Below are 17,381 nucleotides of genomic sequence, written 5' to 3'. Positions count from 1 at the left end.
CCTGTTTCAGAGCTTGTCCTGTGCCGGGCCCGAGCCGGCTACCGGAGTATTGTAGCGCGTATCCCCCTCGGCGGTTCCACGGAGCTGATCAATCAGGCGGGCATCGCGGTTGTATAAATCATTGCGGAACTGCAGCCTGCCCTCGTTATCTACCCAGGAGGTCCAGTATTGGATGTGCACAGGCACCGGCTCCGGGAGCACGACAGTCTGGGGTTGTGCCTCGGAAACCACCCGGTCAATCTTTTCCCGGGACCAGTCGGGCGCCGACGCCAGAAGTCGCTCTGCAAGATCAAAAGGTTGCTCAACCCGGATGCAGCCAGAGCTGAATGAACGCTCGGCCCGGGAAAACAGGCCGCGCCCCGGCGTATCGTGCAGGTAAACATCGTACTGGTTCGGAAACATGAACTTGATCTGACCCAGGGCATTCTGAGGGCCGGGTTCCTGCACCAACTGGTACGGGAAGTTGTTCCGATTCAGTGACGGCCAGTTAACCTCCAGCGGGTCCACTCTTTCCCGGTCAGTGCCCCAGCCACGGTAAACGCTGATATTGAGTCGGGAGAGATAGTCCGGATCGCGGAGAATCCGGGGCAATTGATCCTGAATCATCAGCGTTCGCGGTACGGTCCAGGTGGGATTGAACACCAGATACCGGATGCGATCGGAGAACACCGGCGTTTGGCGGAAGGGCTGGCCGACGATCACTCGTTTGCGCAGTACTTCTTCGCCGTTTTCCACCATTTTCAGTTCAAATCCGGCGATATTGACCAGGACATAGGTGTCGCCGAGGGATTCCGGCAGCCACCGCCATCGTTCGAGCGTGGCGTCAATGTGGCGCAGGCGTTCCACCGGTATCAGGTTCAGTGCTGTCAGGGTGTCCTTCCCGATAAGGCCATCGGCTTCAAGCCCATGTCGGGCCTGGAAGCGCATGACCGCAGATTCAAGCTCCGCGTCGTAGTCACGCGGATCTGTGACTGTTGCCGGTGATTCTGCAAGCTCTCCCAATAGAGAGAGTCGTCGGCGGACCTCATTCAGCCGCTCATCCCTGTCGCCGGGCCGAATGGTCGGGCGCAAGGCCAGAGGTAACCAGGGCTGGCCCAGCAGTCTGGTCAGGTCCTGCCTTGCAGCCATCAACTTCCGGTAAGCGGGATCGGCCGGACGCAGCGAATCCAGCGTGCCGGTGATATCCGAGCGCTGCAACGCATCCTTTAAAACGGATTCCATCTGGCGCTGGCGCCTGTTGGCGGTCCATTCGGCGTGAACCGTCTGCGGGTTGACCTTGCCGACCAGCATGTGTGAGCTGAGCATCAGAAAAGCATCAGAAAAGCATCAGAAAAGCATCAGAAAAGCATCAGAGAACAGCAGATCCAGATCGGCCCTCAGGTCTTCAGAGAAATCGCTCATGGGTCTGAGTGCCAGGCCCGAGAGAATATCCGCGTGATAGTCAGCCGGGTTCAGACCGTCATGACTGGCTTGTTCAACCGAATCAATCAACTGCCGGCGAAGCTCAGCCGATTTCCATGCTGGCTGGTATCCGTTGGCCCCGTAAAAGGCTGACAGTGCCTGGTGGGCCATTAACCGGCTTCCGAGCACCTGAACCGGGAAGCCGGCTTCCATGGCCTCAATCCTGGCAACAATGGCTTCATCGGCTGCCAGGCAAACGGGGTGCCAGAGGGTGCCCAGCAGGGCAAACAATGTTGTGGCGAGGGAAAAACGTCTGAATCCATGCATGGGTGTTCTCCACCTCTTCCCTGAGAGGCGTTAATCGCGGTGGTAAAGTGCAATAGTCTGATGCTACCACAGCGGCATTTGTTCCCCACCTGGCCGCCGGAAAAGATCACCTCGCAGCGGTTCTTCTGCATGGAGGTTCAGCCCCAAGCGCCGTGCTTTTTTGGTGAAACGCTGGCGAATCAGGTCCGAGTAAGGGCCCGTGCCCGTCATTCTGCGGCCGAAGGTGGCGTCATAACTCTTGCCGCCCCTGAGGTCGCGCATTCGGTTCATCACATGCTCGGCCCTTTGCGGGAAGTGCCGCTGCAGCCAGTCCTGGAACAGCTCGTCCAGTTCATGGGGTAAACGCAGCATGATCCAGCTGGCACGGGTGGCGCCCGCCTCTGCCGCGGCTTCCAGAATTGACTCGATTTCGTGATCGTTGATGAAGGGGATTACCGGCCCGAGGATGATACCGGTCGGAATGCCGGCCTCCGAGAGCTGCCTGATCATCTTGAGGCGGGTGGCCGGTGCGGCCGTCCTCGGCTCCATGCGTCGTTTCAGATCGTTGCTCAGGCTGGTGAGGCTGATCCGCACAGAGCAAAGCCCATCAGAAGCCATTTCGCGGAGCAGATCAAGGTCTCTGAGGATGAGAGCGCCCTTGGTAATGATCGACACCGGGTGGCGATACTCGGCCAGAACTTCCAGCACCTGGCGGGTAATCCTCTGGTCCCGCTCCAGTGGCTGGTAGGCATCCGTATTGACGCCCAGGGCGATGGGCGACACCCGGTAGGCGGGCCTGTCGAGCTCTTCTCTCAGGCGGGCGGCGGCGTTGGGTTTGGCGATCAGCCGGGTTTCGAAATCCAGCCCCGGTGACATGTCCCAATAGGCGTGGGTAGGGCGGGCGAAACAGTAAATGCAGGCATGCTCGCAGCCACGGTATGGATTGATCGACTGGTCGAACGGTACGTCCGGTGAGGTATTTCGACTGATTATGGATTTTGCGGTCTCAAGGACGACTTCCGTAGCGAGCGTATCGGGGTTCAGGTCGTCTTCGGGGTCGTGATACCAGTCATGGTCTGCCTCCCGGTCAGTGACAATGGGCTGGAACCGGTTGTGGGGATTCAGGGCCGTGGCGCGAGTTTTCATGGGCATGCTTGATACTGTTTAAATGTACAGTATCGAGCATGCTAACGCCTGGAACCCTGCCGTGCAACCTGTCCAGGGCCCGCTGTTACAGACGGAAGCCCTGTGAGGCCTGGGTCAGGGTGGTTACCTGGGATGATAGTCGTCCGATATGGGCGTTGAGCTTCTGGCGGATATCCGAGGTTTCCCGGGTGTGCCCGTGGATCTGCTCCACCTTCTGGGCGATTTCCTCGGTGGTCGTTGATATCCCCTCAACAGAGGACACCACCTGATTCATGTCGCCAGCCAGTTGTTGTATCGAGCCGGTGATCTGTTCGATCGAGTGCGCCGCCTCTCTCGAGCTTTCCTCTCCCTCACCTGCGGAAGTCAGGCCCTCTTTCATCAGTCTGGAAATGGCCTGGGTTTCACGGTTGAGGGATTCCACGATCTCGGCAATCCCGTTGGTTGCCGATACGGTCTTCTCTGCGAGGGACCGAACTTCGTCGGCAACAACCGAGAAACCGCGTCCGGCCTCGCCGGCTCTTGCCGCCTCAATCGCAGCATTCAAGGCCAGCAGGTTAGTCTGTTCAGCCAGGCCGTTGATTACGCCAACGATGGAATTGACCTTCTCGCCGGTTTTGCTCAGCTGGCTGACCTGATCGTGGGTTTTCTGGATTCTTTCGGCCAGTTCGGTCATGGTTTTGGCGCTTTGCCTGACCACCTCGGCACCGGAATGGGCGGCACCGTTGGCGCTCTGAACAGCGTCATTGACTGACTGGGTGTACTGGGCAATATCGACCGCCGTGTGTGAGATTTCCTGCACTGCAGTGGCGGTCTGCTCGGTCTCATCTTCAACCTGCTCGCCGTTTCTGCCCATTTGTTCTACCAGAGCATCCAGTTCAACCTGAAGCGATGACAGCGTGCGGTTACCCTCGACGACTTGCCCGATAACGTCCGAGACATCGTCCAGCATCTTGTTGGCCGCTTCGCCCAGGCGATTGAATTCATCGTTCGGATTCCTGCCTGGCTCAAGGCGCTGACTGAGGTCGCCGCCGGCGACCCGGGTGAGCAGGTTTACGGTCTCATTGAGTCGTTTCACCAGGGTTCTTGAGGCGGTCGTCAGGGTCAGGATAAGGATAATCACCACCGCAGCAGCGGTTGCAATGATCAGCCAGGTTGAGGCGGCGCGGGCCTCTTCGGCCTGCTGGCTGGTTGCCACAATAATGTCCTGGCGGAGGAGGGTGTTCTGCTCGGCAATCAGATCGCGAATACGGGTGCCGGTGGCTGACAGTTGGTTCTCAATGGCAGACAGGTTGGCGATGAGCGATTCGGCATCGGAAAAGGCATTGGCGAACGCCTGGACAGCCTGGCCGATGTCAATTTCCTGCCAGTCCATCTCGGTGACGGTGGTCTGCATCCGCGCCAGGGCCTCACGGGTTGACTCGGCGTAGGTCGCATCGAAGGTAGACAGGTAGTCGCGGTAGGTGGAGGCGATGGTGTTGATGTCGTCGTTGAAGATGGAAATGCTGATTTGCCGAAGCCTGTCGTTTATGGCTTCGGACATTGTTGCTCTCAGACCGCTGGACGGAGTGAGGCCTAGCTGTTGATTCAGGGCCAGCCATTCGGTGCGAAGTCGGGTATACTCCGCAACCTGCTCCTGGATTTGTTGTGCAGTGGTCTTTACCGCGTCACCCGGCAGGGTTCCGGCGGATTCACTGAGCGCCGACGACTGGACCGCGAGCGACGCCAGTCTCTCCTGATAGTTCTCAACCTGGTTCGGTTCCAGATTCTCACTCGTTCTCTCGAGTGCCAGCCAGTCGTTCAGCAGGGTCAGGGACGCGGATTCATAGGCTCTTGCTTCGCTTCGGGCCTCATAAGCGTCAGATACCTTGCCGAGCCCGCTCAGGGAGGCCAGAGTGGCAATCGCCAGACCAATCAGCGTTGCAACAATCAACAGCAGGAACTTTTGTTTCCATGACAGGGCCATTCACATCCTCCGGGGAATGTTGTTTTTCTTCGCAACTAACTGAGCTTAGACCAGTTCCGGATAAACGACGGCCCTTTTGACGACAACCGGGAATCCATGTCTGATCTCGCGATTTACCAATATCTGCTGATTGCCCTGATTTTCGTCTGGAGTGGTTTTGTCCGCTCCGGGCTGGGATTCGGTGGCGCCGTTCTGTCCCTGCCATTTCTGTTGCTGGTTCTTGATCAACCGCTCGTCTTTCTGCCGATCATTGCGGTCCACCTTCTGGTGTTTTCATCCCTGACAATCTGGATGAACAATCGCACCGGGGCAGGCAAGCAACGTGAGGCGGGCTCGGGCACTGTCGACTGGCAATACTTGTGGCGGATCCTCGCCATCATGATTGTGCCCAAGCTGATTGGTGTATTCGGGTTGATTACCATGCCCAGTGACATCCTGAGTGCCATCATTTTCGTTATCGTGGCGCTTTATTCTGTTTCCTACATCATCAACCGACCTTTTCGCAGTGGCAGCAAAACGGTCGACGCGATATTCCTCATGGTGGGCGGATACATCAGTGGCACTTCCCTGATCGGTGCGCCCCTGATCATTGCCGTGGCAGCCCAGCACCTGCCCAAAGAAAAACTGCGGGATACCTTGTTCGCGCTCTGGTTCATTCTGGTGCTGATCAAGATGGCCGCTTTCGTCTGGGCCGGCATCGATCTGCAACTTATCCATCACCTCTGGCTGCTGCCATGCGCAGCCGTCGGCCATGTAATCGGGCTCTACGCCCATGACCGTATTCTCCAGGCGGAGACTCCGGTGTTCTTCCGTCTGCTGGGAACCGTGTTGCTGCTGGTGAGCAGCGTCGGTATTGTTAGCGTGCTCTGGTAGCAGCCAGGGCGCGAGGCTCAGCCTGCGCGCCCGAATACCCGTTCAAAGAAACCGGTCACCCGCACGTCTGGTATTGGCAGGCTGTCGACTTCGTCCATGGCCCGTCGCCAGAACTTCTCGGGGTCGTCCAGATGCGCAACTTTGGCGCGCTCGTCCGGACTGTAGTGGTTGTGCTCCCCGGCAATGCCCTCGGCCATCAGTTCCTGGGTCCAGAGGTAGATTGCAGCCCGAACGGTCCTGAGGAGCCGGCAATAAACGTCGCGACTCAGGTTGATGGCCAGCTCGGCGGTCAGGTTGATCTGCTTCTGCAACACGGCCATCTCGTCTTTTTCCAGCAAAACCCGGTTGCCGTTGCCCTTTTTGCAACTCACACAGGTTTTCTCAAGAGCTTTCACGCCCTCGAGCAGATCCATGTAGCCAAACTCCTCTTTTTGCTGATCATCTACTGGAGCGGGGATCCAACCATACTGGGGGGATTTGGCAACAATGTGCCCGTGTAGCTGCCTACGATAAGGCGGTGCGGCAGCAACATCCTGATATCCATCAAATTCGGTGCGTAGCCAGGCCGCCATTTTACGGTGACGAAGCATCATGGCCAGGGTAATGGCAGAGGGCATGATCTCTTCGAGCAGCTCTGCGGAGTCCCGCGTGCGTTCGTCGAGGTGGTTTACGGATGTCGACATTTCTCCTCCTCGGCAACGGGTTGGCCGGTTCGTGGACCCGTTGTCCGTTTGTTGTTTTTGGCATTCGGTGGTTGTATGTGTCATTACCGATGTCTAAAAAGTAGACAGATAATCTCAAGCGCGCCGTTGTAAAAAAGTTACTGCTTTGTAACGGCCGGTAAGCAGCCAGACCAGGGGCAGGAAGAGCGTCATGAATCAGGACAATGGCTTCGAGTTGCAGAGAGCGTCCATGGTGGATTATCAGCTTCGAGCCCGTGGAATCGGGTCGCCGCTGGTGCTGGAGGCCATGGGTCGGGTGCCGCGTGAGCGCTTCATTCCAGAACGTATGAAGGACTGCGCCTACGATGATGGTCCTCTTCCGATCGGTGCGGGGCAGACCATTTCACAGCCTTACATCGTGGCGTTGATGACGGAAGCACTGGATCTGGAGGGTGGAGAAAGGGTTCTGGATATCGGCACAGGTTCGGGTTACGCGGCTGCCGTTCTGGGCTGTATTGCAAGCGAGGTGTTCAGCATCGAACGGGTTCGGGAACTGGCCGATCGCGCAGCCCGAACGCTGGCCGCCGAGGGTTTTGACAATGTCCGGGTTCGCTGTGGCGATGGCACAATAGGTTGGTCCGAGCACCAGCCTTTCGATGGCATCATCGTGGCTGCCGGTGCGCCATCGGTGCCGGAATCATTGAAGCATCAGCTGGCGGTTGGCGGGCACCTGGTCATACCGGTGGGGTCGGAGCATTCGGTTCAGTCGCTGGAACGTATTACCCGGCTGACAGAGAACGAATTCCGGACCGAGGACCTCGGCGCAGTCCGGTTCGTTCCCCTGATCGGTGAACAGGGGTGGTCGTGACCGCGAGTCTTTGCACGCAGACTCAGCTGCCGGCGTTCGTGCTCTCGAAGATCTTGTCGGCCGATGCCGCTACGAAGCCCGAGTAGAGCCGGCCATCCGGTTTCGGATAACGCAGGGCAAATTCGTAGAAACAACTGGGTATGGTTACCGTCTCGTCGGTAAAGGTAACCGGCACCCGGTCGGCCATGGTTGAGGACTGCTCCAGCAAGTCTTCCGGGGAGCCTTTTACTTCACCGCCGGATGAATTCACCGTATAGCCATGATCTTTCAGCAACTGATTGATTTCCGGAACCGAACCGAACTGTTCCAGATGGTTGATGCTGACCGTGAAATGGTTTGCGCGGTAGCCCCAGGCGGCCATCCAGGCGGCGTACTCGCTTTCCTTCATCAGCTGGCGGTAGGTGTCGTAGTCGACCGCCCAATGGCGACCCGAATAGAGAAAATCATCGGCAGTAACCGCCTCCGGCTTTACCTGGCCGACAAGACTTTTAACCACCGATTGCAGCTCCGGCGAGCATTGCTCTACAAGCAGCTCGGAAATAAACACCTTGGGCAGTTCCCGGGAGGGGTGCTCATAGTGGCGGGCATAAAGCTTTTTGGCCTCGAAGTGGTATTCGCCACCTTCTTCATAGCCGAGGCTGAGAAAATGCTCTGCCAGAGCGTCCAGCCGAACAGGGTCCAGGTTGAAGGTGCGAAGCGCAATGTGGTCGTTGACGATGGCCTGCCCCTCTTCGGCGCCCAGGATTTTATGTATGCGATCGGCCGAAGGGGTTACCTGGCGGTACGACTCCCAGAGTCTCGCAAACAGGGTGTCCGGATCAGTGTGCATAGCGAATCTCCTCAGTAACCGGTTTTTGGCAGGGCTGTTGACGCCCCTGTGACTCTTCCCTGGACTGGCTCAGTGGCAGATAGCAGGCCAGGCTATATCCGCCAAGGTTCAGTTCGTTCGCCAGTTGCTCTGGCACTGACAGGCTATTGGCATCGGGGTTCGGCAGGACCTGCTCGGTTACCGTAGCCCTGAAGCCTGAACAGCCAGCATTGGCAACTATAGCGGATCCAGCGGTGTTTCCAGCAATATTCCAGGAACTCCGGTTGCCTTTCTGTAGCCTTGCGCGGGTAAGAAGGGTATCGCGCACGCTGGCGATGTCCGATCTGGCGCACTCCAGTGTTGGCCCCCCGTCCAGAAGATCCACTAAGCCCCGGTGGCGAAAACCTTCGCGCTCCAGCATGTGCCGGGCAGGGCGCGTATCTTCATGGACCTGGCCGATAACCGCCCGGGCTGCATCGGTCATCTGCCGGGTAAACAATGGCGTTGCGGGGATAAAGCGTTCAACAAAACCGCTCTGGCCACAGCAGGCCAGCTGTGTGGCAGACATGAAATCAAGATCTGCTACGTGATGTTTGAGCCAGTCCCAGAACGGGGATTGGCCGGCATGGTCTGAAACGCCGCGCATTTCTGCAATAACGGTGTCCGCAAAACGCTCCGGGTGCAGTGCCATGAACAGAAAGCGAACCCGTGACAGGAGCTTGCCCGCATTGGCCCGGCGAAATCCGGGCCGAAGATACAGCGAGCATACCTCGGTGCAGCCGGTGTAATGCTGGCATCGGGTAAGGCTTTCCTCGACGTGACGTTTCCGGGGATCTTCCTCGTGATGGATAACCGCGTTACGGCGGAAATGCTCGAGCGGGCGGGATAAGCCAGCAGCAGCTTCTATGCCGGTGGTCCCCATAATCTGGCCGGTCGCACTGTCTTCAAGCACAAAAAGATAATGCTCATCGCCGGGAGTGGTCACAGTCCGTGCGAAGCTCTCAACCGAATGATCGATCTTGCGGCTCAGGGCATCGCGATCCGGCATCAGCGAGGTGAAGCCGGGGCCGGATTCCACTGCGATCTGCATCAGGGCGTCAAGATCTTTGGGGGTAATCGGTCGAATAATCATGGCGATCTTCCTGGGAATTGTTTTGGGCCCAGTATGAAAGCCGTCAGCGCCATAATGCAGCTGCAGAATGATCGAAATGATCTACAATGGATGCAAATTGTAAAGTAGGTTTGGCAATATGATCAATTCACGGGACCAGAAACTGCTAATGCTGCTGCGGCAGAATGCCCGGACCAGTGTCACCGAGCTCGCCAAAGCCATGCATGTGTCACGGTCGACGGTGCAGAACCGTATCGCGCGGCTGGAGGCCAGCGGTGTCATCCGTGGTTACTCGGTTCAGTTGGGGGGTGAGTTTTCGGCGAGCCAGGTGGAGGCTCACGTGTCGATCAAGGTGTTCCAGAAGCTCACCGGCAGAACCAATGCTGCCCTGGAGCAAATCAGCCAGGTATCGCAGCTGTTTTCCGTCAGTGGGGAGTACGACCTTATTGCCATTGTGCAAGCCCAGTCCCTGGAGGAACTGAGCGCCGTGCTGGATGACATTGGCAACCTTGAGGGAGTTGAGAGGACCAACTCTGCCGTTGTCCTCGAAACCCGGTTTCGGCGTTAAAACGGTTTTCCCGGGTCAGGTGCCCAGCATGCCCGCATAGGCGCTGTAGAAAAAGGCACCGGAACCCAGAAGAATGATGCCCCAGGCCGGAAAGATTAAAAACGAACGTTTTGGTTTGCTCATGGCTACATCCAATTTGCTCGAAAAGAAGGGTGTACACCCTTCACACTAGCTCAAACTTGACAAATGTTACGAAAAATTTTGAGTAACAGTTCTCGGGCGAGGATTAATTTGCCAATGGCGCGGGCACTAATTGCTATTGAGCAGGTCTGAAATGACGCTAGTATGAATCGCAATGGCATGACCTAAACACGAAGGACAATAACAAAAAGGAGCCGTTTATGGCGGTAGACCCCCGGAAGCAGACCTCACTCCATTGCCTGTATTACTGGGCAGAGGAAACCCCCGACAACGTTTACCTTACTCAGCCTTACCCGGATGGCCGGGTGGAAGATATTACCTGGAGAGAAGCAGCCGATCAGGTATCCCGCATGGCGGCTTACCTGGACAGCCTGAAGCTTCCGGAACCCAGCAATATCAGTATCCTCGGAAAAAACAGCGCGCACTGGATCCTGGCCGATCTGGCGATCTGGGCGGCAGGCCATGTTTCGGTGCCACTTTATCCCACGCTCAACGGAGATACTGCTGCCTACGTTCTCGAGCACAGTGAGGCAAAGCTCCTGTTCCTCGGAAAACTGGACGGGACCGCGGACGGCTGGAACGACATCAAGAACCACATTCCGGCAGACTTGCCGCTCATTTCCCTGCCCCTGTCGCCACGGGACGATACGCCCAAGTGGTCGGAGATTGTGGCCGAACAGTCGCCTGCGCAGCCCAAGCTGCCGGATCCGGATAACCTGGCCACGATTGTCTATACCTCCGGCAGCACCGGCCGCCCCAAGGGCGTCATGCACAGCTTCCGGACCATGATTTCAGTAGCTGATGGCCTGCAGCAGCTGTTCCCGGTTTCCTCTGACGAGCGCATGCTTTCTTACCTGCCCCTGGCTCACGTGGCTGAGCGGGCAGCTGTCGAAACGCAGTCCCTCTACTATGGCTTTCATCTCTATTTTGCGAATTCCCTGGATACCTTCCAGGAGGACCTGCAGCGGGCAAGGCCGACGCTGTTTTTCTCGGTCCCGCGCCTGTGGATGAAGTTCTATCTTGGTGTAAACGCCAAACTGCCGCCCAAAAAGCAGAAGCTGCTCTTCAGTCTCCCCATTATCAGCGGCCTTGTGAAGAAGAAGGTCTTGAAACAGCTGGGGCTGGATTATTGTCGGGCAGCCCTGACCGGCGCAGCGCCGCTGTCAGCGGACATCGTTAACTGGTATCGCAACCTTGGGCTCGAGCTGCTGGAAGTGTACGGGATGTCGGAAAACTTCGGCTATTCCCACGCCAACCGACCAGGCCAGGCTCGCGCCGGTTCGGTAGGTATGGCGAATCCAGGGGTCGAGCACCGCATCGGAGAGGGCGGAGAAGTCCAGGTGAAAAGCCCGGGCCAGATGCTGGGTTACTACAAGAATGAGGAGAAAACCAAGGAGGACCTCACCGAGGATGGCTTCCTGAAAACCGGAGATATGGGCGAGATCGACCGGGACGGCACCCTCCGTATCACAGGCCGGGTAAAGGATCTGTTCAAAACCTCCAAAGGCAAATACGTGGTACCGGTGCCCATCGAAAACCGGTTTAATCATCCAAAGGCCGAAGGGGTCTGTGTGGCCGGTGCCAACCAGCCGCAGCCTTGCCTGATGGTCCTGCTGTCGGAAGAGGCCAGGGATGAACTGGAGACCGGAATGGATCGCGGTGAGCTCGAGCAGGAACTTGCGGCCGAACTGGAGGCGGTGAACGCGGAGTGCGAGTCCCACGAGAAGGTAGCTTTTGTCGTGGTGGTTCGGGAGCCCTGGACTATGGAAAACGGCATGCTGACGCCGACCATGAAGATCAAGCGGAATGTGATAGAAGATTTCTACAACCAGAAGATGGACGACTGGTTCAGCCAGAAGAAAAAAGTCGTTTGGGAATTCTGATCCGCTAACGTAAAACGCCGTTGGTTCCCTGGGAGCCAACGGCGTTTTCAAATCCTTATGTTCTTTCTGTTCTCAGCCTGAGCGATCTCCCCGCTCATGCCAGATTCGGCTGCCGTTTTAGTGGCCGCCCTGCATCTGGCTCATGTCCGGAGCAACGTTTGCTGCTTTCCGGTTGAAGCTCCGCATCTTGCGACTGAAAAACTGTACCGCCTGCTTTGCCGCAGCACGGGTATACTGGCGCCTGACCTCAGCACTGTTGTGGAGGATACTGGACGGCAGCGGGTTTACGGTTGCGATATGGTTCTGAGTCATAGCGCCTTCCTCCTTTTTAATGAGTGTATTGATTTTGGTAGGTAGGTTAGTTAGGGATCTACCTTTAATTTAAAAGCGATTCTAAGGGTTCTTATTTGCAGTTTGAATACGTTAAAATCCGTACTCACGTTGCAAATATGCAGTAACTATGGATTGGGATTATCTTCGATATATACGGGCGCTGGCAATAGGCGGAACGCTAGCCAAGGCCGGCGAATTACTGGGTGTGCACCAAACCACAGTTTTACGGCGACTCGACCAGATGGAAGAGTCGATGGGTGTACAGTTTTTTGAACGCAGCCGGGATGGACTACAGCTCACCCCCGTGGGGGAGACCGCGTTCCGGGAGGCGGATCGGCTGGCCATCGAGATGGAAAATCTCGAGCGCAAACTGGTCGGGCAGGATTCGGCGCCGGTGGGTAAAGTCAGGCTGGCGGCTGAAGACGCAATGATGAGCGCGCTGCTTAGCCCGATCCTGGCCGAGCTGGTTCGGGAGTTCCCGGATATCGAGCTGGAGACGCTTACTGATAACGATGTGGCGAACCTCAGCCATCGGGAAGCGGATCTCACCTTGCGGCCCGAGAACAAGCCGCAGGCAACTCTGGAAGGCGAGCGAATCGCCTCCATCGAATCCGCCGTTTACGGGTCGGCCCGCTATTGCCGGCGGCATCGTGACATGGACGTGGAAAACCGTCCGGAAGGTTGCCTCTGGATCATACCGGATGAAACCTTCAGCCATCTGGCGACGGGCCGGTGGTACAGAAAACAGTTGAAGAACGTTACCTCTTTCATTCGCTGCAACAGCCTGCAATCCATGCACGCGCTGGCGAAAGCCGGTGCCGGCCTGGCGGTTTTGCCCTGCTACCTGGGGGAGAGCACTCGTGAACTCCGCCGCCTGTCGGACCCGCTGGAGGGTGAGAGCGTGGATCTCTGGCTGCACGTCAACCAGGATACCCAGCAAATGGCCCGGGTCCGTATCGTTATGGAGTATCTGGTGGAGCGCCTGCAGTCACTGGAGTCCCAGATGGAGATTTCTTCCGCTTTCTGACGAGCGTCAGCCGCAGAACGGCCAGAACTGGTACCAGCGCCAGCACTGGAATTCCTGCTCGCAGGTTTTCAGCTGATTGTCGTATCGGAAAGCCCGGGTCTGTACCCGGGCGGCCAGATCCATCACGTCCGGTTTCTCTTCGAAGCTTCTGCGGGCATATCCGCCCCGGCCTTCGTGGTAGGCAAGGTACAGCTTTCTGGGGGCCGAGAAGGGAATGCCAAGCTGCCGGTGGCTTAGCTGGTTGTACCAGCCCACGAAATCCAGCGCGTGTTCCATGTCGGTGCGAACGGTGAACCAGCCTTCGCCATTGGCCTGCAGGTATTCCCGCCACGCCGGGTCGAGGGCCTGGGCATAACCGTATGCGGTTGTGGGCCTGGTCCAGGGAATAAAGCCCCAGAGCAGTGTGCGTGGTGGACGCGCATGGCTGCGGAATGACGACTCGTAATAGACAAACGCTAACTGGGTGGCGATGGGTGTGCCCCAGCGTTGCCTGGAGTCGTTGGCGTAGTCATACCACACCGGGTGTTCCCGGAAGATTTCACAGATGTTCTCCGGGTTTGCCGGAGGATCCGGTGCCAACAGGCTGAAGCGGAGCGTTGCCCAGAGACCCATCAGCAGCCCCAGCATTGGAAGCCCATACCATCTTGCCCGGCTTTTCCAGGTTTCCAGAGCCAGTTGCCGACTTTTGGTCTTGCGGGTACGTTTCTTTCGCATTCCTACCAAACCGTCATCTCCAGGGCCGCGGGATTGCTTGCTGCCTGCCTCGAACCCATGGCATAAGGGAATCAATGATTCACTCGGGATGATAGGTAAATGACGCGATTTCCCATAATTAAACCTCTTTTAATCACAGCACTTCTTGTTAATGGTAATGCCCAGGCAGCGCCGGATGCCCGCCAGGTGCTGGAAGTATCGCCTGTTGACGATATCGTGGCCCGTTACCCGGCCATGATGAGCCAGGGAATCCGGGAAGGACTCAAACAGAATGGTCAGCTTCCTCCAATGATGGCCAATACCATCGGGAACATCGTGAGCAGCGGTTTCAATTCCGTGGATATCGAGCAGCAGATCATTAAAGATCTGCAAGCCAAACTCACGGATTCGCAGCTCCAGGCAGTTCATGACTGGTACGAAACCCCTGTGGCCAGAAAGATTTCTTCGGCCGAGATTGCAGCTTCGGAACCCTCGGCCTGGCCGAAAATCCAGTCCAGTGCCATGGAATTGAACAGCCGGTACAAGGGCACGCGCAAAGCGGAAATGTTCGATCGGTTTGATCGGGCTGCGCGGGCCACAGAAAGCGCGGTGGATACAACGATCGCAGTGCAGCTCGGCCTGGCAACGGCAATGGCGGCGTTCAGCAGTGATTCGGCCAATTACGAGCAGCTGCGCCAACGCATTGAAAGCCAGCGCAGCATGCTCAGGGGCGTGGTGGGTCAGCAGGTTTACGACAGCTATCTGTATACCTACCAGAACATCGGTGGCCAGGAGATGGATCTCTACCTGGAGTTCCTGGAGAGCTCTGCCGGCTCGGCTTTCTCGAAAGTTGTAACCAACAGCATCCAGCAGGCGATTACCGAGCCGGTGGAAAGCATAGGCAAGCAGATGTCGCGGTTCTTCAGTCCGGAATCACCAGGCGGTCAGTGAATCCCCTCGGTTGCCGTTCTGAGTCAATGTGATGCTGGAATAATTTCTTGCTCGGGGTTTGTGCAAAGCCAGAATAGGGTCCAATCTCCCTAGTATATGCGAGTGAGGAGTGTCGTTATGGATTTCAATGCCTATCAGGAAGCCTTGTCCTCACAACTGAGGGGGCTGGAGTGTCCGTTTCCGGAGCAGGAGTTCGACGAGCGTCTTGCTCGTGTCCGGGACGGGATGGCCCGGGAGGATTTTGGCGCCCTGCTGTTGACCGATCCTTCGGATATTTTTTACCTGACCGGCTATAGCACTTTTGAAGTATCCGTTCACGTGGCCCTGGTGGTTACCCAGGAGGACCTGCTTTTGCAGGTGCCGTCTATCGAGATGGGGCCTGCGATGATGACAACCCGGGTCGCCCGGGTCAGCGGATACCGGTGGGAAGGCATCGGCGAGGTATTGGAACCACTGGTTCAGGCCCTGAACGACGGCGTGGAGACCGTGGGTATTGATGCCTGGCATGGCTCTCTGCGCCAGGGCGTGCTGGAAGGCCTGCAAGCTCGGATGCCCGGAGTAAGATTTCTGAATAACGGCGGTCTGTTGAAGCAGATCCGGATCGTCAAGTCCGATGCCGAAATCCGTTGCCTGCGTGAAAGCGCCCGGATAACAGCCGAAGGTTTCAGGGCGGCCGTGGCCGCGGTCCAGCCGGGCGTAACTGATAATGACATTGCCGCCGAAGGCGCGAGGGCGCTGCTGGCGGCCGGCAGTGAATTCATGAGCATGCAGCCAATTGTTGTTACCGGCCGTCGCAGCAGCGTGATCCACTGCAATCACAAACGTACGGTGGTGCAGAAAGGCGACCCTGTTTTTCTGGAATTCGGCTCGGCCTGGAACCGCTACACCGCACCCATGATGCAGACCGTGGTTGCTGGTGGCGAGCCATCGGCTGAAATGCGTCGGGTCCATGACGGCTGCCGTCGGATTGTGGATACCCTGCTGACGTCGATCCGCCCGGGAGTCACTTTCGACCAGGCCGCCCAGAACGCCGAGAAGGCGCTTCAGCCATTGGCCGGAAAGGTGTTTTTCTCCGGGGTATTTGGCTACACGGTGGGCGCGCAGTTCCCGCCATCCTGGGTGGAGGGCTCGGGCTTCATCGCCAGGGGTGGCAATGTGGAATTTCGACCGGGCATGGTTTTCCACCTGCCCATCTGTTTGCGTATTCCCGGGCAATGGGGCATTGGGTGTAGCGAAACGATTCTGGTCACCGACGCTGGCGCCGAACCGATAACCGATAATCCCTGGACGCTCGGTTAGTCCAGTCTCAGATCCAACAGATAAACAGTGCGTGGCTCGGGCAGGCGAACCGCAAAAAGCCCCATTCTTCTGACTTGGGACATATCCATGGACCGGCCATCGGGAGCGTTTTCGATGTCGGCCAGTTTCCGGGTGAAGGTATTGGAACCAGGACCCAGTGTCAGGCGGGTGTTGTAGCGGTCGTTGTAGGCATGATCGCTGCGGTCATGGGCTACGTCATTGATTCGAAGCGTCAGCGTCAGGGGAGCGGTAGAGGGATTGAACAGGGTAATGCTCAGTGTTTCGTAATCACGCCAATCGGGCGGGAGATTGTTGAGTGAGACCCCCGAGTAGGTTTCAGTGCCCAGATCAAGTTTCAGGCTCTGCGCATTATTCAGCGAGTGGTCGGCAGAGACCGTGAGCCTGCCGGTCCAGAATGCGCCGGGATCCCGATGGGTGAAATCGTACAGCAGAGGAAGTTGTTGGTGTACCTGCCATTGCCGGGCAGCCACCATGCCGGTAGCTCCCAGCTCAAAACACATTAGCAGCGCAACGGATGCGGCCACCAAGCCTTCGCCGAGAGAGTTTCGCCGCTCTGATGTAAGCAAGGGGCGCCATGCGATAACCAGCCAACTGCCAATCAGGTTGCGCAGGAGGTCCCGCCCATCCATGTCGCGATTGTGTCCGCCCTGGATCAACTCGATACCAATTCCGAGCACCAGCAAGACGACGGTAACCGCGAGCCAGAGACGCCAGCCACTTAGCCACTGCCAGGGTCTGACCGCCAGAGTGAGTAGTGCAAACAGAAGGATGTGGCCAAGGTTCCAGGCCGATTTGAGGAGTGGCCCCGAGGCCCAGTCAGGCCCGCCGACAAACAGGAAAGGCGCGATGAGCAGAGAAGCGGCACCGGCCAGCAGCGGTAGCCGCCGGCCGGTGGTTTGCAGTCCCGGTATGGAACCAGGAATCATCAGCTGCGGCTGGTCACTTCCAGCAGGTGATAACCAAACTGGGTCTTGACCGGACCGATAACGGTGTTCAGTTCACCGTTGAAAACCGCCTTGTCGAACTCGGGAACCATCTGGCCCGGGCCAAAGGAGCCAAGATCTCCGCCGTTGCGACCGGAGGGGCAGGAGGAGTGCTGCTTTGCCACTTCGGCAAAGTCCTGTCCGCCTTCAATCGCCTTTTTCAGTTCTTCGCATTTCGCTTCGCTGTCTACCAGAATGTGACGCGCTGTAGCCTGTGCCATGATCAATGTCCTTGTGTCGGATGAATGTATACATCAGAACCGGAATGCTGCCCGCAGAGCTCGTCAGAGGCAAGCCCTTTTTATCCGTGTTTCTGCGGCCTCACAGTCCACCGGGCAAACCTG

The 17,381-nt window shown here is 57.5% G+C and carries 17 protein-coding genes and 1 pseudogene; 7 read left to right on the top strand and 11 right to left on the bottom strand.

Going from position 1 to position 17,381, the window contains the following annotated elements; genetic code table 11:
- Positions 1–6 precede the first annotated feature (6 nt).
- From ACP86_RS03490 to ACP86_RS03480, 4 genes and pseudogenes are all read right to left on the bottom strand, one after another.
- A complete protein-coding gene (locus ACP86_RS03490; protein WP_227507923.1) occupies positions 7–1,128 on the bottom strand; it encodes a L,D-transpeptidase family protein in 1,122 nt (373 codons plus the stop codon).
- A gap of 3 nt (positions 1,129–1,131) precedes the next feature.
- Positions 1,132–1,572 (bottom strand): annotated as a pseudogene (locus ACP86_RS23125) (peptidoglycan-binding protein); the annotation flags it as partial.
- Between the two features lie 219 nt (positions 1,573–1,791).
- Complete coding sequence (locus ACP86_RS03485; protein WP_053112771.1) at positions 1,792–2,853, bottom strand: PA0069 family radical SAM protein; 1,062 nt, start codon at positions 2,851–2,853, stop codon at positions 1,792–1,794.
- A gap of 85 nt (positions 2,854–2,938) precedes the next feature.
- Complete coding sequence (locus ACP86_RS03480; protein ID WP_008173889.1) at positions 2,939–4,816, bottom strand: methyl-accepting chemotaxis protein; 1,878 nt, start codon at positions 4,814–4,816, stop codon at positions 2,939–2,941.
- Positions 4,817–4,912: 96 nt separating this feature from the next.
- Here ACP86_RS03480 and ACP86_RS03475 point away from each other — a divergent pair, with 96 nt between their 5' ends.
- On the top strand, positions 4,913–5,689 hold the full coding sequence (locus ACP86_RS03475; RefSeq protein WP_053112770.1) for a TSUP family transporter: 777 nt from the start codon (positions 4,913–4,915) through the stop codon (positions 5,687–5,689).
- A gap of 17 nt (positions 5,690–5,706) precedes the next feature.
- On the opposite strand, the gene ACP86_RS03470 is transcribed toward ACP86_RS03475, so the two are convergent.
- The gene (locus ACP86_RS03470; RefSeq protein WP_008173893.1) at positions 5,707–6,372 is read right to left on the bottom strand and encodes a hypothetical protein; all 666 of its coding nucleotides are present in this window, start codon (positions 6,370–6,372) and stop codon (positions 5,707–5,709) included.
- Between the two features lie 190 nt (positions 6,373–6,562).
- Between ACP86_RS03470 and ACP86_RS03465 the strand changes: the two genes are divergently transcribed.
- A complete protein-coding gene (locus ACP86_RS03465) occupies positions 6,563–7,219 on the top strand; it encodes a protein-L-isoaspartate(D-aspartate) O-methyltransferase (protein ID WP_053112769.1) in 657 nt (218 codons plus the stop codon).
- A gap of 22 nt (positions 7,220–7,241) precedes the next feature.
- On the opposite strand, the gene ACP86_RS03460 is transcribed toward ACP86_RS03465, so the two are convergent.
- Together ACP86_RS03460 and ACP86_RS03455 are read right to left on the bottom strand one after the other, a co-directional pair.
- On the bottom strand, positions 7,242–8,048 hold the full coding sequence (locus ACP86_RS03460; protein WP_008173898.1) for a DUF1338 domain-containing protein: 807 nt from the start codon (positions 8,046–8,048) through the stop codon (positions 7,242–7,244).
- Positions 8,038–9,159 carry an arginine N-succinyltransferase gene (locus ACP86_RS03455; protein WP_008173901.1) on the bottom strand — a complete coding sequence of 374 codons (1,122 nt, stop codon included), beginning with the start codon at positions 9,157–9,159 and terminating at the stop codon, positions 8,038–8,040. The genes ACP86_RS03460 and ACP86_RS03455 overlap by 11 nt, the downstream gene beginning before the upstream one ends.
- Positions 9,160–9,277: 118 nt before the next feature.
- Between ACP86_RS03455 and ACP86_RS03450 the strand changes: the two genes are divergently transcribed.
- Positions 9,278–9,706: an Lrp/AsnC family transcriptional regulator gene (locus tag ACP86_RS03450; RefSeq protein ID WP_008173902.1), complete on the top strand. Its 429-nt coding sequence runs from the start codon at positions 9,278–9,280 to the stop codon at positions 9,704–9,706.
- Between the two features lie 341 nt (positions 9,707–10,047).
- Positions 10,048–11,730 carry an AMP-binding protein gene (locus ACP86_RS03445; RefSeq protein ID WP_053112768.1) on the top strand — a complete coding sequence of 561 codons (1,683 nt, stop codon included), beginning with the start codon at positions 10,048–10,050 and terminating at the stop codon, positions 11,728–11,730.
- Positions 11,731–11,847: 117 nt separating this feature from the next.
- On the opposite strand, the gene ACP86_RS03440 is transcribed toward ACP86_RS03445, so the two are convergent.
- On the bottom strand, positions 11,848–12,042 hold the full coding sequence (locus ACP86_RS03440; RefSeq protein WP_039882018.1) for a hypothetical protein: 195 nt from the start codon (positions 12,040–12,042) through the stop codon (positions 11,848–11,850).
- Positions 12,043–12,190: 148 nt separating this feature from the next.
- Between ACP86_RS03440 and ACP86_RS03435 the strand changes: the two genes are divergently transcribed.
- A complete protein-coding gene (locus tag ACP86_RS03435; RefSeq protein ID WP_014577912.1) occupies positions 12,191–13,090 on the top strand; it encodes a LysR family transcriptional regulator in 900 nt (299 codons plus the stop codon).
- Positions 13,091–13,096: 6 nt separating this feature from the next.
- On the opposite strand, the gene ACP86_RS03430 is transcribed toward ACP86_RS03435, so the two are convergent.
- Positions 13,097–13,804, bottom strand: a complete 708-nt coding sequence (locus ACP86_RS03430; RefSeq protein WP_008173907.1) for a hypothetical protein — start codon at positions 13,802–13,804, stop codon at positions 13,097–13,099.
- A 99-nt stretch (positions 13,805–13,903) separates the two neighbouring features.
- Here ACP86_RS03430 and ACP86_RS03425 point away from each other — a divergent pair, with 99 nt between their 5' ends.
- Together ACP86_RS03425 and ACP86_RS03420 are read left to right on the top strand one after the other, a co-directional pair.
- Positions 13,904–14,734 (top strand): DUF2059 domain-containing protein, encoded by an 831-nt coding sequence (locus ACP86_RS03425; protein WP_053112767.1) that lies wholly within the window; start codon positions 13,904–13,906, stop codon positions 14,732–14,734.
- A 117-nt stretch (positions 14,735–14,851) separates the two neighbouring features.
- The gene (locus ACP86_RS03420; protein WP_053112766.1) at positions 14,852–16,033 is read left to right on the top strand and encodes a M24 family metallopeptidase; all 1,182 of its coding nucleotides are present in this window, start codon (positions 14,852–14,854) and stop codon (positions 16,031–16,033) included.
- On the opposite strand, the gene ACP86_RS03415 is transcribed toward ACP86_RS03420, so the two are convergent.
- Together ACP86_RS03415 and ACP86_RS03410 are read right to left on the bottom strand one after the other, a co-directional pair.
- Positions 16,030–16,980 (bottom strand): hypothetical protein, encoded by a 951-nt coding sequence (locus tag ACP86_RS03415; RefSeq protein ID WP_053112765.1) that lies wholly within the window; start codon positions 16,978–16,980, stop codon positions 16,030–16,032. The two genes, ACP86_RS03420 and ACP86_RS03415, sit on opposite strands and share 4 nt — an antisense overlap.
- Positions 16,980–17,258, bottom strand: coding sequence for a peptidylprolyl isomerase (locus ACP86_RS03410; RefSeq protein WP_008173912.1), 279 nt, complete (start codon positions 17,256–17,258; stop codon positions 16,980–16,982). The genes ACP86_RS03415 and ACP86_RS03410 overlap by 1 nt, the downstream gene beginning before the upstream one ends.
- Positions 17,259–17,381 lie beyond the last annotated feature (123 nt).

Origin of the sequence: Marinobacter sp. CP1, from assembly GCF_001266795.1 — a bacterium.
GTDB lineage: Bacteria > Pseudomonadota > Gammaproteobacteria > Pseudomonadales > Oleiphilaceae > Marinobacter > Marinobacter flavimaris.
Note: the sequence above shows the minus strand (reverse complement) of the source record. Positions and strands in the feature narration are given on the sequence as shown.

Excerpts from the sequence above, each read along its gene's own strand:
- ACP86_RS03490 (WP_227507923.1), bottom strand. The coding sequence starts at position 1,128 with ATGGCTGCAAGGCAGGACCTGACCAGACTGCTGGGCCAGCCCTGGTTA.
- ACP86_RS03485 (WP_053112771.1), bottom strand. The coding sequence starts at position 2,853 with ATGAAAACTCGCGCCACGGCCCTGAATCCCCACAACCGGTTCCAGCCC.
- ACP86_RS03480 (WP_008173889.1), bottom strand. The coding sequence starts at position 4,816 with ATGGCCCTGTCATGGAAACAAAAGTTCCTGCTGTTGATTGTTGCAACG.
- ACP86_RS03475 (WP_053112770.1), top strand. The coding sequence starts at position 4,913 with ATGTCTGATCTCGCGATTTACCAATATCTGCTGATTGCCCTGATTTTC.
- ACP86_RS03470 (WP_008173893.1), bottom strand. The coding sequence starts at position 6,372 with ATGTCGACATCCGTAAACCACCTCGACGAACGCACGCGGGACTCCGCA.
- ACP86_RS03465 (WP_053112769.1), top strand. The coding sequence starts at position 6,563 with ATGAATCAGGACAATGGCTTCGAGTTGCAGAGAGCGTCCATGGTGGAT.
- ACP86_RS03460 (WP_008173898.1), bottom strand. The coding sequence starts at position 8,048 with ATGCACACTGATCCGGACACCCTGTTTGCGAGACTCTGGGAGTCGTAC.
- ACP86_RS03455 (WP_008173901.1), bottom strand. The coding sequence starts at position 9,159 with ATGATTATTCGACCGATTACCCCCAAAGATCTTGACGCCCTGATGCAG.
- ACP86_RS03450 (WP_008173902.1), top strand. The coding sequence starts at position 9,278 with ATGATCAATTCACGGGACCAGAAACTGCTAATGCTGCTGCGGCAGAAT.
- ACP86_RS03445 (WP_053112768.1), top strand. The coding sequence starts at position 10,048 with ATGGCGGTAGACCCCCGGAAGCAGACCTCACTCCATTGCCTGTATTAC.
- ACP86_RS03440 (WP_039882018.1), bottom strand. The coding sequence starts at position 12,042 with ATGACTCAGAACCATATCGCAACCGTAAACCCGCTGCCGTCCAGTATC.
- ACP86_RS03435 (WP_014577912.1), top strand. The coding sequence starts at position 12,191 with ATGGATTGGGATTATCTTCGATATATACGGGCGCTGGCAATAGGCGGA.
- ACP86_RS03430 (WP_008173907.1), bottom strand. The coding sequence starts at position 13,804 with ATGCGAAAGAAACGTACCCGCAAGACCAAAAGTCGGCAACTGGCTCTG.
- ACP86_RS03425 (WP_053112767.1), top strand. The coding sequence starts at position 13,904 with ATGACGCGATTTCCCATAATTAAACCTCTTTTAATCACAGCACTTCTT.
- ACP86_RS03420 (WP_053112766.1), top strand. The coding sequence starts at position 14,852 with ATGGATTTCAATGCCTATCAGGAAGCCTTGTCCTCACAACTGAGGGGG.
- ACP86_RS03415 (WP_053112765.1), bottom strand. The coding sequence starts at position 16,980 with ATGATTCCTGGTTCCATACCGGGACTGCAAACCACCGGCCGGCGGCTA.
- ACP86_RS03410 (WP_008173912.1), bottom strand. The coding sequence starts at position 17,258 with ATGGCACAGGCTACAGCGCGTCACATTCTGGTAGACAGCGAAGCGAAA.